Origin of the sequence: Sphingobacterium sp. UGAL515B_05, assembly GCF_033097525.1 — a bacterium.
Classification (GTDB): Bacteria; Bacteroidota; Bacteroidia; order Sphingobacteriales; family Sphingobacteriaceae; genus Sphingobacterium.
This window is the reverse complement of the sequence record NZ_CP109907.1, coordinates 1,809,312-1,824,539: the sequence shown is the minus strand read 5'-3', so window position 1 is coordinate 1,824,539 and position 15,228 is coordinate 1,809,312. Positions and strand designations below refer to the sequence as shown.

Sequence of the window (15,228 nt, the reverse complement as noted above, 5' to 3'; positions counted from 1 at the left end):
AGAGAATTTATTTATCTAAAGAAATTGACAGATAATCGTTGACGAAAAGAAACTGGGTTTGTTATCCTGAAAGGAAAAGTGTCAAATATTCTACTTTTTTACCCCTTGATATTATTAAACAATACTGCAGGCGTGAGGACACTAACAGCAAAAAGTTTGAGTAATAAGTGTATTTAATCATTTTAAGAAAATTAAAGTCAATAATTAACTGATTTAAATCACTTTCATCTCAATTAATATTCTTTTCAGATAAACAAAAGAAACAATAGAGATATTATACTAATACCAGGTGATACGAACGTGAAAACTGGAAAAACAGGTTACGGCTTACTTTTTTAAATCGTATAGATTGATAATTAAGGTTAAAGGATATCAATTATGATAAATAGACCTTGACACCAAAATTCATATTTGAATTTAATAAATATATTTTGCAATTCAAATTGTTTAAATATATTTCTTGCAATACCACCTCATTACTTTAATTAATTAACTAGGTTACAGATAAATAATTTTACGTTGATGTTAGTGTCGCGTCTGTATTATTCTTAGAGTTTTCAGGCACGGAAGGCATCTTCTGGCATTCGAGTTTTTTTAACAGAAATTATTTCGGGCAGTAATAAGAGAGTAAAGTATTTTAGATTATAATTATCAGCTAGATACTTTGCAACCGAAGTTTGGTATTCTGTATGCTTTATAACTTGAGTAAGTACACTATTTTTTTCGAAAGCTGGGATTGGACTTTTCTAACTATATGGCATTTATAATATTGTGTATATACTATTCAAATATAGTGCTTCAACTTCAATGAATTTTATGAGAACTACTCTTATTAAGATTCTCGTTTTTTTGTTCCTACCAAAATCCATATTTATGGGGCTTTTTATGTGACTTACTGCGATTTATATATTCTAACAATAATCTTAATCAGTTCAAAACCTATAAGAAATCTATATTAGTGCGAAACTTCCGTAGCCAGCAAATAATATATCTTACTGAAAGAAACAAAAGGCTATATTTTTTATCTTTTAAGGTGAATATCTTAGTTTTTTGCGTTATCTTTATTTATAATCACTTGCAGCTAAAATGTATATCAAACCAGTGAGTTATTCGGTGAGTAGGGAAATAGAAGGTTTGTAAAATACTGATAAATAGATTGATGCAAGTAGGGTTCGATTCCCCTACGGGCTACAGATCGAAAGATTAAAACTTAAAAAAAGCTTGCAATATGAATTGCAAGCTTTTTTTGTCTTTTAGTATCTAAAAAAACCAATACTAACTTCCAGAAAAAAAAATGACAACATTTCCGGTTATAGCCTCTACTCTTTCTGCCAAACAATTAGGAGATTTTGTGAAAGATAGATATGGCCTAGACGACAAATACAATTGTACCCTATTCAGAACAGGAATGAATCACACGTATTTTCTTTCCAATACCGAAACGAAATATGTTTTGCGCGTTTATAGTCATAATTGGAGGTCAAAAATCGAAATTATTGAAGAGATTGAACTTTTGAAGTCATTGAAGAATAAAAATTTAAGTGTTTCTTTTCCAATTGAAGATAAAGACGGAGCATTCATTCAAGAAATAAATGCACCTGAAGGAATCCGATATGTTGTACTTTTTTCCTTTGCTCAAGGTGAGAAAATTCGATTTATGGACAAGGAAACTTGTTTTCGAATAGGTGTTCTAATGGCGAATATGCACAACCATACCGAAAACAAGAACATTAACCGAGTATCTTATCATAAGACGTCTCTTATAGAACTACCTTATGCGTATTTAAGACAATTCTTTTCAGACAACTTGCCAGAAATGGAATTCATTAGGGAGTTTGGAGAAAATTTTCAAAATTCAGATTTCGATAATACGAAAACCGGAATTATACATATGGATATATGGTATGATAATATGGCCATTACAGACGAAAAGGAGATTACGATTTTTGACTTTGACTTTTGTGGAAATGGATGGCAAATTTTAGATGTTGGATATTTCTGTAAACAACTGTTTTTCATAGAATCAGATAAAGCGCAGTATGAATTAAAAATGCAAAGCTTCTTGCGGGGGTACCAGAGCACTAGATTTTTATCTGAAAAAGAGCTCAGCTTAATACCAAAAGCCGGCGCTTCTATTTTTATTTTTTATCTGGGCGTACAGGCACAAAGATTTGATTGGTCCAACATATTTTTGACAGAAAACTATCTTAAAATGTTTGTTGGAAGAATTAAAGCTTGGATGGATTATTACACAAAGAACGAAATCACTGGGGCTATGTAAGAAATTACAGGTATTTTCTCCTATTGGTAATTAAAATGTAACGTATTAATTTTACCTTTAATATTCCAAATAATAAAATTTTATGAAGGCACATACGTACGAAACACAATCGACGATTACACCTGAAAAAGCATTAGATTTCCTGAAGGAGGGAAACCAGCGCTTTGTTAATAATCTGAAAGCTAACCGCGATCTACTCGAACAGGTGAACGCTACGCGTGAGGGACAATGGCCATTTGCCGTGGTGCTAAGCTGCATCGATAGCCGTACTTCAGCTGAACTTATATTTGATCAGGGATTGGGCGACATCTTCAGTATCCGGATTGCCGGAAATTTTGTCAACCAGGATATTTTAGGTTCGATGGAGTTTGGTTGCAATGTGGCCGGTTCTAAACTTGTTGTCGTTCTAGGGCATACCAAATGTGGAGCATTAAAAGGAGGATTGGATGCGGCACAGATCGAGGGCATGGGAATGGATAACCTAAATCATTTGATTAATCATTTCGACCCGATCATTAATGAGGTGATCGATCAGGGGGAAGAACGTTCTTCTAAAAATAGTGTGTTGCTTGAAAAACTAAATCAACAGAACATTAAACATGCGATCCGTGACATTCGCAGACAAAGTTCAACGCTCCGTAAACTTGAAGAAGAGGGTAAAATTAAGATTGTTGGTGCAAACTATGACGTTGAGACCGGTAGCGTAAGTTGGTTGTAAGTTGTAGAAACTGACAAGCAGGTTTTGTCGCTTATAAAAGATGAACAACCGTAGCTAACTTTAGGTAAGATTAGGTATCCCAAGATTCGCTGATCATAAGTCGAATGGGAGTGTACACTTTTTAAGAATAAAAGAAAAAGGGAGGTGCTAACTCATTTTAAAGTTAGCACCTCCCTTTTTTGTTCTATGTATAAATGCTAGAGTTTAAAGCACGAAACATTTCCTGCGAAATCAGCCACATAAATCAAATCGCCATCCACTGTGATGTCTGAAAATATGGGCGAACCCAGGTTGAATTTTGATAGGAGTTTACCCGCTTTATTAAGGACGTAGACATAGCCGTCTGAAGCACCAAAAACTAACTTGTCTTTGACTTCAATAACTGCAGATTCAACTGTGCCGACCAGTTTATGGTTATCAGGACTACTGTATGCAGAAGAATAAACTAGCGCTTCTCCAGTGGGAAAATGCCACTTCTCTTCCAGAGTCTGTAGATCATAGGCTTTTATTCCGTTGGTGGAAGTTGGCATAACCAAAAGGTTTTCACTGATCTTTGGTGCAGTCATCACCTTAAAATCGTCGGTTTTAATGCTCTTCTGTGAGATTTCTCCCGTTTTTAGATCGATCTTAAAGATGCCATTGAGGCCGGTCGTATAGATGTAATCCTTTTGAGCTGTTACCCCGCCACTTCTAAAACGTAAACCATCTTCCTGACGTTTCCAGAGCAGTTTTCCGGTATGGATATCATAAGCACAGAGTGCATTCCAGTTGTATCCAGCTAAAAGAACTTGACCGACAACCGATAGCTCTGCTGGAGTAGCCTCTCCGCCTGACGGTTCTACACCTTCCCATAACGGTTTGCCTGTATGGATATCAATCGCAGACATTCGTTTTCCTAATCCAGTATAATAGATCCCGTTGTCAAGCGCAGCGCCAGAAACAAAGGTCGGGAGACTTGGGGCCGAAGGTTTCTTTGTCCACAGGATTTTACCTGTATTTGCATCTATCGCATAGACATTGGTTTCAACATCGGTGGCCAACAATATACCATCACTGAAACGTAATTTATGCTTAATGGAATTTATCGTTGGCAGAGACCACAATACTTTTCCACTCCGTCTATCCAGGGCTTTGATTGCATGATTGGTTCCTATGCCATCATCCATTGTGGCTATAAAAAGTTTATCGCCAACTACCAGAGGGCTTGTTTTCCAGATATTTCCATTGACTGAAGTGGACCACTGTAGTTTGATCTTATCATGTTCTGCTGGCGCGAGGCTAAACGTTTCTTTCTTTAAGGTCTGTTCGCCATTCTCGTAGCGAATCGTGATAAGCGCATCGTATTGTCCTTTGTGATTTTGTTTTTGGAAAGGAACATTTGCTTGCCATGTCCAATCTCCGGAGGCTTTCAGCGAAATCGAGCTTATGCGATTTCCGGTCTCATGTGCGTATACAGTGAGGTCTACGCCCTGTATTTGTCGCTCACTATCGTAGGCGTTGACCAGTATAGGCAGCGTTTGGTCAGCATTTAACGACTGATTGCCCATGGGCCGTACCAACTGGACGTGATCACGTAAGTTTGTGTAGATCGGCTTGATATTCTTGATACCTTGTTTGTCAATATCGACGACAACAAACTGTGCGGCAGAATTATCAATACCACCTTTGTTAGGGGCATTGGAACAAACCACATAGACACCATTTTGTTTGAAGACGAAATTGTTGTGCCAGTGTCCATAGAACCAAGCCTTAAGGTTATATGGCTTTAAATCGATCTGTTCTTTTTCTCCTTTAAGGACAAAGTCAGGCCCTACAAAGTAGTCATGGTTAATAAAGATCACACAAAGTGAGCCGGCCCGGCATCGAACGAGTAATAAGTCGGTCCAAAAAGATCCTCAAATAGCTTCTCGCCATATTCACCTTTGACAAGATCGTGATTGCCGACGGTATAATAGGTCGGTCTGCCCATGAGTTCACTGTTGACCTGCTTGGCATGAAAAAGCATACCCGGTTCATAGCAGATGTCTCCGGTATGCATGATCAGACTTGCACGCTGTTGCTTGGCGTAGTTTCTGACATTATCAATCCAGGGTCCATACAACGGCGTTTCTGTATCTGTGATTTGGATAAAGCGTAGAAAATCGTTTTGTTGAACCGCATCTTTGACTAAAGCGAAATCTAGATTTTTGGCATCCGCGCGCAATGGAATATAATGTGTTTTCGTCGCCTTGTAACCACTGGGTACAGTGACAGATAAAAAGCGGGCATTGGGGTTATTAGGTAGTGTGTATTAAGTTAGTATTAAAAACAAAAAATATGATAATGTTTTTTTAATCAACGATTGCATTGGATTTTTAATATAAAAAAACGGCGGTTTTCCTGTTACATATCATAGAAAGTAACATGAAAACCGCCGCGTGGTCTTATCATTTTAACCCCTTGTCAACCAACCTCTGCGTCCAGCTGTTGCAATGGCATAAGGTGTAATCCAAAATAAACTGAAGGCATAAAATATACTGTAACTATAAGCCCAGAAAGCTTCTTTGGCGTCGGAGTTTTTCGAAGCAAAGAAATAGGCCTGAATGCTGGAAAATATTAAGATACCGACCAACGTTGAGCTTAAGAACATCAATGGATAATGAAATACTGTCCATAGCATCAATAACATCATTGGGTAAGACAATAATACTTTTTTCCATTGCATAAGCAATAAGATACGGGCTCCCCATTTAGGTCCTTGACGGAAATTCTTAAACGCAAATTTACTCATTGCGATATTTTCGCGCACGTTGCTCCGTTCCCAACGGATAAACATCTTGTACAGATTTTTGTAACGTACAGGAGTGTCGGTATAAACGTATGCATTGGATTGAAATAACACATGATAACCTTGTTTTAGGATCATATTGGTCATCGCGCGATCTTCACCGATATCAGACGGTTGCCCCATAAAAGTCTGGTTGATCCAATCCTCCAAACAGTTCATGACAGCCTCTTTGCGATAGCCGGACAAAGCTCCTGGTGTACACATGACCGTGCCCAACATACTTTGCGCAGAACGTACAAACTCAAAGCTGAATACGAAGCTAACATTCAACATACGGGGTATAATCGCTTTTTTAGTATTCAAAACACGCACGTTACCCGCAACTGCTCCACATTCCTTGTTTGTTACAAAAGGACTCGCCATATTACGTATGGTATCCTTCCGTACAATAGAATCACTATCAACCGTAATAAAGATTTCTCCCGTACCTAATTTAAATCCACGGTACAAAGCATGTCTCTTACCCATATTCTTGGGCTGCTGATAAATTTCAACACGATCGCCCAATTCCATTTTGGCACGTTGTATCCAGGCAAAGGTATTGTCCTTACTACCGTCGTCAATAGCAATGATCTGAAGTTTCTTCTCCGGATAATCGCTGCTAGCCAAACTATGTAAGGTATCATAGACTAACTGTCCTTCGTTATATGCCGGAACAATAATCGTACAAGTAGGTAACTCATCGTCCGATACAGAAGCAATGGGCTTATATTTACGGTGAAGTACAATCAAAAAAATCAAAAAACTGATGGCAATAGCCGCTAAAAATATACCTAAGGCGATCAAAAATGTTCCGCCGATGCTGTCCAAACGTTGGAAACGTAACGCATCAAAATCAGGCTGAAGCATGTATACGCCAAAAACAGACGCAAATAGTATAAAAAAAGTCGCTCCAAAAATACCATATTCTTTTGGACCAAAGTTGCTTTCCTCGTTTTTGCTCACTGTATGATCAGATCGCTTTTCTCCTGCATTTACATCATATACAGCAGGCTTCCATTGTTTGGTCATCTGCTTGGATACGATCGAGTTTTCTTTCATGTAATTCATAACCGTTCTATTTTAGATATACATTCGTTCATTCTATATTTAATCGATACCGCAATCGGTATCATTTGTAATGAAAATATTACGATTGCATAAACGCAAAAGACATGCCTTTATTTTGTGCCAAAAATGACCCCATTGCTCAAATTGTAACGTTCTTGATACAAATTAATACTAAGTAAGTTGTTCTTTTTCAGCGTTTTAATTTTATTTTGTAATAAAAATCGATTAAAATATAATAACGATATGGGCAGTAGACTTTTAAGGTTTTTTAACATTTGCCTGCTGATTGTTAAGAGAAATTGACAATTTTTGTGACAAACTGTGTAGGAAAGGGGGCAATCGGTCAGGTGAAGAATTCGGCTGAAACCAAATAAAACAATGCAAGGGATGGAGAAAAAAAAAGACGCTCCCAAAAGAGAGCGTCTACACTATGATTGAGTTTCTAAATCGTCTTTATCCGCCAAATTCCATCAGATAATTTTTTAGAAAATCATTCAGATCACCGTCCAGGACAGCTTGTGTATTGGATGTTTCGTAATTGGTCCGTAGATCTTTAATTAACTTGTAAGGATGTAGGACATAATTTCGAATTTGGGATCCCCATTCTATTTTCTTTTTGTTTCCTTCAATAGCAGCGGTAGCTTCCTGGCGTTTACGCATTTCAATCTCATATAACTGCGATTTCAATAAGCGCATCGCATTTTCTTTGTTTTGTAATTGCGATCTGGATTCCTGATTTTTAATAATAATGCCAGTAGGTTTGTGATGTAATCGAACAGCTGTTTCCACCTTATTTACGTTCTGACCACCTGCACCACCTGATCGGAAAGTATCCCACTCGATTTCGGAATCCTTCACATCAATCTCAATATTATCATCAATCAAGGGATAGACATAAACAGACGCGAAGGAGGTATGGCGTTTTGCATTGGAATCAAACGGAGAAATCCGAACGAGCCTGTGTACACCGTTTTCTCCCTTAAGGTAGCCATAAGCAAAATCGCCTGATATCTGTAAAGTTACACTCTTAATGCCTGCAACATCACCTTCCTGCGAATCTTGTTCGGTCACTTTATACCCATTTTTTTCGCCCCACATAATATACATACGCATCAGCATGGCAGCCCAGTCACAACTTTCAGTCCCCCCGGCACCAGCTGTAATCTGTAAAATTGCATCCAGCTGATCTTCTTCGGCGCTAAGCATGTTTTTGAATTCGAGCTCTTCGACTTTCTCTAGCGCTAGTTTATATTGGTCGTCCACTTCCTTTTCATTTGCGTCGCCAGATTGGAAGAATTCATACATGACATAGGCGTCTTCAACCGCCGCTGCAACTTCGTCGAAGTGGTCTGTCCATACCTTTTGGTTTTTTATGGCCAAGAGTATTTTCTCTGCAGTTTTGGAATCATCCCAAAAACTTGCTTCAAGCGTAATAGCTTGATCTCTTTCTATTTCTTCTTTGCGTGCATCGATGTCAAAGATGCCTCCTCAGGGAAGTAACACGATCCCTCAAGTCTTGAATTTGTTCTTTTGTCATAGCTGCTAAAGTAGAAATTTTAATTAACAAATTCGTGCTTCTATCGAATAACTTCGCGCCCAATATAGATTGCCCAATAGGGATAATTTGACCTTTTTTTTTTAGTTTTGGTATTGTCAACGGAATAAACCTTCATTTAAGGAGCTACACGATGTGTAACAATGAAATACTGAAGGCTCTTATTGATGTTTAAAACAAATAATTTCAGTAAAAACAGTATGTTCCCAAAAATTAATTTTACAAAGACTGAGGCCTATAAGAATCTAGCGCAGCATTTTGGTTCTTTTTCAGGTCTATCTAGCAATAGCGAAAAAAATGATCTACGCGCACTTTTTGCCGCAGATCCCGCACGTTTTGAGAAGTTTTCGATCACTTTTGAAGATATACTTTTGGATTACTCCAAAAATCGGATTACTGCAGAAACAAAGGCGCTCTTGGTACAGCTGGCGAAAGAATGTGGCCTCGAAGAAGCGATGGCAGCGATGTTCTCGGGCGAGCGCATCAACGTAACCGAAAACAGACCGGTGTTACACACCGCTTTGCGAAATCAATCCGATCAGCCCGTTTATGTGGACGGAAAGGATGTCATGCCCGACGTTAAACGCGTGCTGGCACAAATGAAAGCCTTCACGGAAAAGATTATATCTGGTGAGTGGAAAGGATATACGGGTAAAGAAATTACAGATGTGGTGAATATCGGTATCGGTGGTTCAGACCTCGGTCCTGTGATGGTAACAGAAGCATTAAAAGCGTATAAAACGCGCTTAAATGTACATTTTGTCTCCAACGTAGACGGTACACACATTGCTGAAACATTGAAAGCTGTGGATCCTGAAACAACCTTGTTTCTGATTGCTTCAAAAACTTTCACAACGCAGGAAACGATGGCCAATGCGCATACAGCTAAAGACTGGTTTTTGGCGAGTGGAGCCCTTCAGGAGGATGTCGCTAAGCATTTTGCAGCATTGAGCACGAATACAGAGGCAGTACGTGCCTTTGGCATAGATACTCAAAATATGTTTGAGTTTTGGGACTGGGTAGGCGGACGTTATTCCCTGTGGTCTGCTATTGGTCTTTCCATTAGCTTGGCAATAGGCTTTGATAATTTCGAGGAACTTTTGAAAGGTGCCTACGATGCGGACGTTCATTTTAAGGAAACGCCCTTCGAATCCAATATTCCCGTGATATTAGCTTTGCTTGGTGTATGGTACAATAATTTTTTCCAGGCCGAGAGCCATGCAATTCTCCCTTACGATCAATATCTGCACCGTTTTGCTGCATATTTCCAACAAGGGGATATGGAGAGTAATGGAAAATATGTTGACCGTAATGGCCAACAGGTGGACTATCAGACCGGACCGATTATCTGGGGTGAACCTGGTACGAATGGGCAGCATGCCTTCTATCAGTTGATTCACCAGGGAACCAAATTGATTCCTTGTGATTTCATTGCGCCTGCCAATAGTCTTAATCCGATCGGAAACCACCACCAATTGCTATTGTCCAACTTTTTTGCACAGACTGAGGCTTTGATGAATGGCAAAACGGAGGAAGAAGTAGTTGCCGAATTCAAGAAAGCAGGCAAATCGGATCAAGAAATAGAAGCGCTTAAAGCCTATAAAGTCTTTGAAGGCAATCGCCCGACGAATTCCATCCTGTTCAAAATAATGACACCACGTACTTTAGGACGACTTATCGCATTTTATGAGCATAAGATTTTTGTGCAGGGTGTGATCTGGAATATTTATAGTTTTGATCAATGGGGTGTGGAGCTAGGTAAACAATTGGCCAATCAAATCCTTCCGGAATTAAGTGACGCGAATACGGTTACGAGTCATGACTCTTCTACCAATGGATTGATCAATGCGTATAAAGCTTGGCGGGATTAAATTTCTAACTAGGATCTAAAAGAGATCCTTTATACAACAGGACTGCCCTCAGAAAGTATCTCACTTTTTGGGGGCAGTGCTTTTTGGGGTTTGAATAATCGTCTTTATTCAGACTTTTTTATGCTGGATCCGAATGGCATTTAAAATCGCCAGAAGAGCTACCCCCACATCAGCAATGACTGCTTCCCATAGTGTTGCAATACCTCCGGCGCCCAAGATCAACACAATGATTTTTATTCCCATCGCCAGGATGACGTTCTGCCAGACAATGCTTCGGGTTATTTTACCGATTTTTATAGCAGAAAGGATCTTGTGGGGCTCATCGTTTTGGATCACAACATCAGCAGTTTCAATGGTTGCATCAGCTCCCAGTCCACCCATAGCAATACCTACATGTGCTAAGGCAACTACAGGGGCATCGTTTACGCCATCGCCGGCAAAGGCAACGCGGCGTCCTTGGTCAATCAGCTGCTGTACATGGCTTACTTTATCCTCAGGAAGAAGATCGCCATAGGCTTTGTCGAGTCCAAGTTCTTTGGCGACTTCATCCACCACCGCTGTTTTATCTCCAGATAACATGACTGTATACAAACCTTGAGCATGCATGGCTTGGATCACAGTCCTGGCATCTGGTTTAATTCGATCTGCAACAGTAATATAACCCGCATATTGACCTTCGATGGCAAGTAATACTATGGAGTAGGCCATTTGCCTTAGATCTGCCGGATAGCCAATATCGAATTTGTCCAGTAATTTACTGTTGCCCGCGAGTGTGGGCTTTCCGTTAACAGTGGCGAAAAGTCCGTGGCCTGCTATTTCCTGGATTTTCTCAGCTTGCAATGCGGCACTGCCGGGATGATAACTGGCGATCGCCTTTGCAATGGGGTGTGTTGAATGTGCCTCAATGGCTTTCGCATAGTTCAGTAATTCCTCTCGATCTCCATTGACGGCAAAAACTTCCGTTACCTCAAAGACACCGGCTGTAAGCGTGCCCGTTTTATCCATAACAACGGTATCGACCGTGGTAATGGCATCGAGGAAGTTCCCGCCCTTAAATAATATGCCATTTCGGGACGCTAAGCCTATACCACCAAAATAACCCAGGGGAATAGAAACGACCAGGGCGCAGGGGCAGCTGATCACCAGGAAGACTAAACTCCGGTAGAACCAGTCCTTAAAACTATAGTCATGAACAAAAAATAGGGGTACAATAAGAACTAAAAGCGCAAGGCCGAAAATAATAGGAACATATATCTTAGCAAATCTGGCGATAAACAATTGTGTTTTGGATTTTCGTGCCGTGGCGTCCTGAACCATTTCGAGAATTTTGCTCAACTTGCTGTCTTCAAATACGCTGGATACCTCGATTTCAACAACTGTTTCCAAGTTGATCATACCTGCAAAAACAGCATCACCAGAATATTTTGTATCGGGTTTACTCTCCCCAGTCAAAGCAGCAGTGTTAAATGCCGCTTTCTCCGTTTTAAGTTTGCCGTCCAAAGCCACTTTTTCTCCAGCTTTTACAAGGATAGTTTCGCCAATTGTGACAGTTTTTGGATTTACCTGATCTTGTTGCCCATTCCGTATGACCGTTACTGTGTCAGGGCGGATATCCAATAAGGATTTGATTGATTTCTTGGCATTGTCGACGGCAGTATCCTGAAACCATTCTCCGATTTGATAGAACACCATTACAGCGACGCCCTCTTCAAATTCTCCAATGGCGAAAGCACCCAAGGTCGCTACCGTCATCAAAAAGAACTCATTGAAAATATCGCCACGGCTTGCCTTACGGAATGCCATTTGAATAACGGGGATACCGGCGAGAAGATAGGCGATGCTATTTACGGTCAAGTTGATGCCAAAGGGAAGGCTGATCTTAAAAGCATATTTCAATAGGAGCAACGTAAGTAGGATGAATAGAGCTATAATGAGCTTACTTTGAGCGATCCACCAAGGGCGATTCTTTGTCGAATGACAGTGCTCCTGTGTGTCATGGCTATGCTCGTGGTTGTGTTCACACATATATCAGCGGTTCTTTTAAAGAATTAAATTTAGCGAATTCTGCTGTGAAAAGCGAGGAAAATGAGGAGAAAATCACCCATAAGGACGATTATTTTAGACGATTATTTTAAAGGAATTGGAACAGTAAACAATCTATTTTTCAAACGACAGGTGATGTCAACAAGGGAAGATGATGCCAGCAAGGAAGGGGACAATCGCTGAGCAATGAAAAGGCGTCCACATGTATTGATGTGGACGCCCGCTGCTATTTTATGAATGTATTTCTAATCTTTTGAAGTACTGCCAATGATCATTTCCAATATGGCGACAACAATAGCAAACAGCGCTGCAGTCCAGAATCCATCGACATCAAATTTCGAACCGAGGAGCGAATCAGACAACAAGACCATCAATACGGTAATAATAAAGGAAACCAGGCCGAGGGTAAGCCAATTCAACGGGAACGTAAATAACCTTAAAATCGATCCCACAGTCGCATTGACAAATCCAATGACGAGCCCTGTAACGATAGCCCAACCGAATCCAGCAACATGAGCGCCGGGGACAATCCAGCACGCAACAGCGACGACCACACCAGTAAGTAAAAGACTAATAATAAATTTCATAATATGTGCTAATTTATAAAGAGTAAATAAAGTAATAATATAATAACTATCGTGCAAACCCGATGCCAAACTTTGTTTAGATTTTGAATTTAAGTCTTTTGGAAAAATGGGCTTGGAGCAGCCTTCAATGTGAATTATTAGGGGCTGTCTGATCGGGAAGGACCAGTATTTTGAAATAAAATATATGCAAGCATAGTAAATATTTTGTATATTTATTCAGAAGTTATGTTGCTCTTGTCGTTTGGTTGTCAGTCATTATGCTTGTTAAGTAGGGCGACTGCTGCTGTCGGGGAAGTGTTGCCAAGAGGTGCTTGCTGAGGCGTTTGAACGAACGGTCAGATAGACAATAACGTGAAAAATGGAAAGAATTAAGTTCATAAAATAATAGACCCATGAAGAAAATTATGATGTCATTTATAATGCTATTTACCACAGTGGCATTATTTGCACAAACAGATCCTATCATCGGAAAGTGGGAAAACCCAAGCGGTGAAGGTCGTGTTGAAATTTACAAAAAAGGAGATAAGTTTTTTGGCAAGCTCTATTGGCTGAAATTTCCAAATAACGAAGCCGGTCAGCCCAAGAAAGATATAAAGAATCCAGATAAAGCGCTCCAAAGCAGAAATGTACAAGGACTCGAAATCCTGACTAATTTTGATAAAGATGGCAATACCTATGCTGATGGAAAGATCTATGATCCGAAGTCGGGCAAAACGTATAGCTGTAAGATGACCTTAAAAGGGGATAAACTCGACATAAGAGGCTATGTCGGTGTGAGCTTGCTTGGACGGACCGAGACCTGGAAAAGAATCAATTAAGAAGGAAAATGACCGCAAAATTAGCATAGTCCGCTTGCATGGATTGGTCTAGTTCCACCAAAAAGGCAATTTATTTCTACGAAGTAAATTGCCTTTTTGGTTTTGTGCTGGAATTACAGTATTTTCATCCCTACAAATTATAAATACCAGCTCTATGGCCGTAAAAATGTCTTATGTTGAAAATGTCAAGCTTGCGCTACAGTCTATTGTAGGGAATAAGCTGCGGACATTTTTAACAGCACTGATCATTGCCATAGGGATGATGGCGTTAATAGGGGTGTTGACCTCCATCGATGCCATGAAAAACTCACTGACAGATTCCTTTTCATCGATGGGATCAAACTCCTTCAACATCCGCAACAGGGGGTTGAATGTTCGGATCGGCAATGAAGGCACTCGCTCAAAAGTCTTTGCTAATATCACCTACGCACAATCTGCAAGATTCAGACAGGATTTTCACTTTAATGCACTGACATCAATTAGTGCCAATGTGAGCTGGAATACAACCGCAAAATTTCAATCCAAAAAGACAAACCCCAATATCGGCCTGATCGGAACCGATGAAAATTATCTGCAGACATCAGGGTATGTTGTCAGTGAAGGTCGTAATTTTTCTACGCGAGAGGTAGAAACAGGTAGTGGCGTGATCATCATCGGTAGTGAAGTGAGTAAAATGCTTTTCAACGAAATTATTGATCCAATAGGACAGTTTATTACTGTTAACAATATCCGCTATTTGGTGATAGGAGTCTTAAAAAGTAAAGGTTCTTCTGCGGGTATGGGTGGAGATAGAGCCTGCTTTATTCCGCTGGTCAAGGCCCGGGCTGTGATGCAGGGTACAGAGCCCTCTTATGTAATAACCGTATCGTCGAATGATCCAATGCGATTGGAGGCAGCAATCGGAGAAGCGACAATCGTATTTCGAAATATTCGCGGACTGTCATCACGGCAGTCAAATGATTTTGAAATCACCAAATCAGATGCGGTTGCCCAGATGCTGATGCAAAATATGGCTATGGTTACTTTGGGAGCAGTCGTGATCGCTTTTATAACCCTTGTGGGAGCCTCAATCGGATTGATGAATATTATGCTGGTTTCTGTTACCGAACGTACCCGAGAGATCGGTATACGCAAAGCAATCGGTGCAACGCCGAGTGTTATACGCAAGCAATTTCTGATGGAAGCAATTGTGATCTGTATGATGGGGGGGATCGCAGGGATATTTATTGGTATCCTGATTGGTAATATTCTGGCGCTACAGCTCGGGACATCGTTTATTATACCTTGGGGGGCAATTATACTTGGTTTTGCCGTCTGTGGATTGGTCGGAATGCTGTCAGGTTATTACCCGGCCTCAAAAGCATCTAAACTGGATCCGGTCGATGCGCTTCGTTACGAGTAGTTCCTATTGGCGCATCTCGCTATATCGCGCCATCTTTACGAAATTTTTGTGGATAAAGTCTTTTGTTAGGCTATAG

12 protein-coding genes are annotated in these 15,228 nt (G+C 40.1%); 6 read left to right on the top strand and 6 right to left on the bottom strand.

What is annotated here, in order from left to right; all coding sequences use genetic code 11:
- The first annotated feature begins 1,294 nt into the window (after positions 1-1,294).
- Together OK025_RS07325 and OK025_RS07320 are read left to right on the top strand one after the other, a co-directional pair.
- Entirely contained in the window at positions 1,295-2,281 is a 987-nt protein-coding gene (locus OK025_RS07325) for a phosphotransferase (RefSeq protein ID WP_317668934.1), read from the top strand.
- An 82-nt stretch (positions 2,282-2,363) separates the two neighbouring features.
- Positions 2,364-2,999 carry a carbonic anhydrase family protein gene (locus OK025_RS07320; protein WP_120335688.1) on the top strand — a complete coding sequence of 212 codons (636 nt, stop codon included), beginning with the start codon at positions 2,364-2,366 and terminating at the stop codon, positions 2,997-2,999.
- Between the two features lie 197 nt (positions 3,000-3,196).
- On the opposite strand, the gene OK025_RS07315 is transcribed toward OK025_RS07320, so the two are convergent.
- From OK025_RS07315 to prfB, 4 genes are all read right to left on the bottom strand, one after another.
- Positions 3,197-4,840 (bottom strand): PQQ-binding-like beta-propeller repeat protein, encoded by a 1,644-nt coding sequence (locus OK025_RS07315; RefSeq protein ID WP_317668933.1) that lies wholly within the window; start codon positions 4,838-4,840, stop codon positions 3,197-3,199.
- Positions 4,837-5,202 carry a metallophosphoesterase family protein gene (locus OK025_RS07310; RefSeq protein WP_317668932.1) on the bottom strand — a complete coding sequence of 122 codons (366 nt, stop codon included), beginning with the start codon at positions 5,200-5,202 and terminating at the stop codon, positions 4,837-4,839. The genes OK025_RS07315 and OK025_RS07310 overlap by 4 nt, the downstream gene beginning before the upstream one ends.
- 228 nt (positions 5,203-5,430) lie before the next feature.
- On the bottom strand, positions 5,431-6,876 hold the full coding sequence (locus tag OK025_RS07305) for a glycosyltransferase (protein WP_317668931.1): 1,446 nt from the start codon (positions 6,874-6,876) through the stop codon (positions 5,431-5,433).
- A 453-nt stretch (positions 6,877-7,329) separates the two neighbouring features.
- Positions 7,330-8,413 (bottom strand): peptide chain release factor 2 gene (gene prfB, locus OK025_RS07300; protein ID WP_317668930.1). Its coding sequence is split into 2 segments (ribosomal slippage): positions 7,330-8,352 and positions 8,354-8,413, totalling 1,083 coding nucleotides; the frame shifts between segments, so codons are not numbered across the junction.
- A 218-nt stretch (positions 8,414-8,631) separates the two neighbouring features.
- On the opposite strand from prfB, the gene pgi reads away from it, so the two are divergent.
- Positions 8,632-10,302: a glucose-6-phosphate isomerase gene (pgi, locus tag OK025_RS07295; RefSeq protein WP_317668929.1), complete on the top strand. Its 1,671-nt coding sequence runs from the start codon at positions 8,632-8,634 to the stop codon at positions 10,300-10,302.
- A gap of 108 nt (positions 10,303-10,410) precedes the next feature.
- On the opposite strand, the gene OK025_RS07290 is transcribed toward pgi, so the two are convergent.
- Positions 10,411-12,327: a heavy metal translocating P-type ATPase gene (locus OK025_RS07290; protein ID WP_317668928.1), complete on the bottom strand. Its 1,917-nt coding sequence runs from the start codon at positions 12,325-12,327 to the stop codon at positions 10,411-10,413.
- Between the two features lie 60 nt (positions 12,328-12,387).
- Here OK025_RS07290 and OK025_RS07285 point away from each other — a divergent pair, with 60 nt between their 5' ends.
- A complete protein-coding gene (locus OK025_RS07285; protein ID WP_317668927.1) occupies positions 12,388-12,528 on the top strand; it encodes a hypothetical protein in 141 nt (46 codons plus the stop codon).
- A gap of 62 nt (positions 12,529-12,590) precedes the next feature.
- Here OK025_RS07285 and OK025_RS07280 read toward each other — a convergent pair whose 3' ends face one another.
- Positions 12,591-12,932 (bottom strand): phage holin family protein, encoded by a 342-nt coding sequence (locus OK025_RS07280; protein WP_317668926.1) that lies wholly within the window; start codon positions 12,930-12,932, stop codon positions 12,591-12,593.
- A gap of 392 nt (positions 12,933-13,324) precedes the next feature.
- Between OK025_RS07280 and OK025_RS07275 the strand changes: the two genes are divergently transcribed.
- Together OK025_RS07275 and OK025_RS07270 are read left to right on the top strand one after the other, a co-directional pair.
- Positions 13,325-13,750, top strand: a complete 426-nt coding sequence (locus tag OK025_RS07275) for a DUF2147 domain-containing protein (protein ID WP_317668925.1) — start codon at positions 13,325-13,327, stop codon at positions 13,748-13,750.
- A 154-nt stretch (positions 13,751-13,904) separates the two neighbouring features.
- The gene (locus OK025_RS07270; RefSeq protein ID WP_317668924.1) at positions 13,905-15,152 is read left to right on the top strand and encodes an ABC transporter permease; all 1,248 of its coding nucleotides are present in this window, start codon (positions 13,905-13,907) and stop codon (positions 15,150-15,152) included.
- Positions 15,153-15,228 lie beyond the last annotated feature (76 nt).

What these genes read in the sequence shown, in the direction of transcription:
- OK025_RS07280 (WP_317668926.1), bottom strand. Translation starts at nt 12,932, where the DNA reads ATGAAATTTATTATTAGTCTTTTACTTACTGGTGTGGTCGTCGCTGTT.
- OK025_RS07275 (WP_317668925.1), top strand. Translation starts at nt 13,325, where the DNA reads ATGAAGAAAATTATGATGTCATTTATAATGCTATTTACCACAGTGGCA.
- OK025_RS07270 (WP_317668924.1), top strand. Translation starts at nt 13,905, where the DNA reads ATGGCCGTAAAAATGTCTTATGTTGAAAATGTCAAGCTTGCGCTACAG.
- OK025_RS07285 (WP_317668927.1), top strand. Translation starts at nt 12,388, where the DNA reads ATGAGGAGAAAATCACCCATAAGGACGATTATTTTAGACGATTATTTT.
- OK025_RS07290 (WP_317668928.1), bottom strand. Translation starts at nt 12,327, where the DNA reads ATGTGTGAACACAACCACGAGCATAGCCATGACACACAGGAGCACTGT.
- OK025_RS07325 (WP_317668934.1), top strand. Translation starts at nt 1,295, where the DNA reads ATGACAACATTTCCGGTTATAGCCTCTACTCTTTCTGCCAAACAATTA.
- OK025_RS07320 (WP_120335688.1), top strand. Translation starts at nt 2,364, where the DNA reads ATGAAGGCACATACGTACGAAACACAATCGACGATTACACCTGAAAAA.
- OK025_RS07305 (WP_317668931.1), bottom strand. Translation starts at nt 6,876, where the DNA reads ATGAATTACATGAAAGAAAACTCGATCGTATCCAAGCAGATGACCAAA.
- pgi (WP_317668929.1), top strand. Translation starts at nt 8,632, where the DNA reads ATGTTCCCAAAAATTAATTTTACAAAGACTGAGGCCTATAAGAATCTA.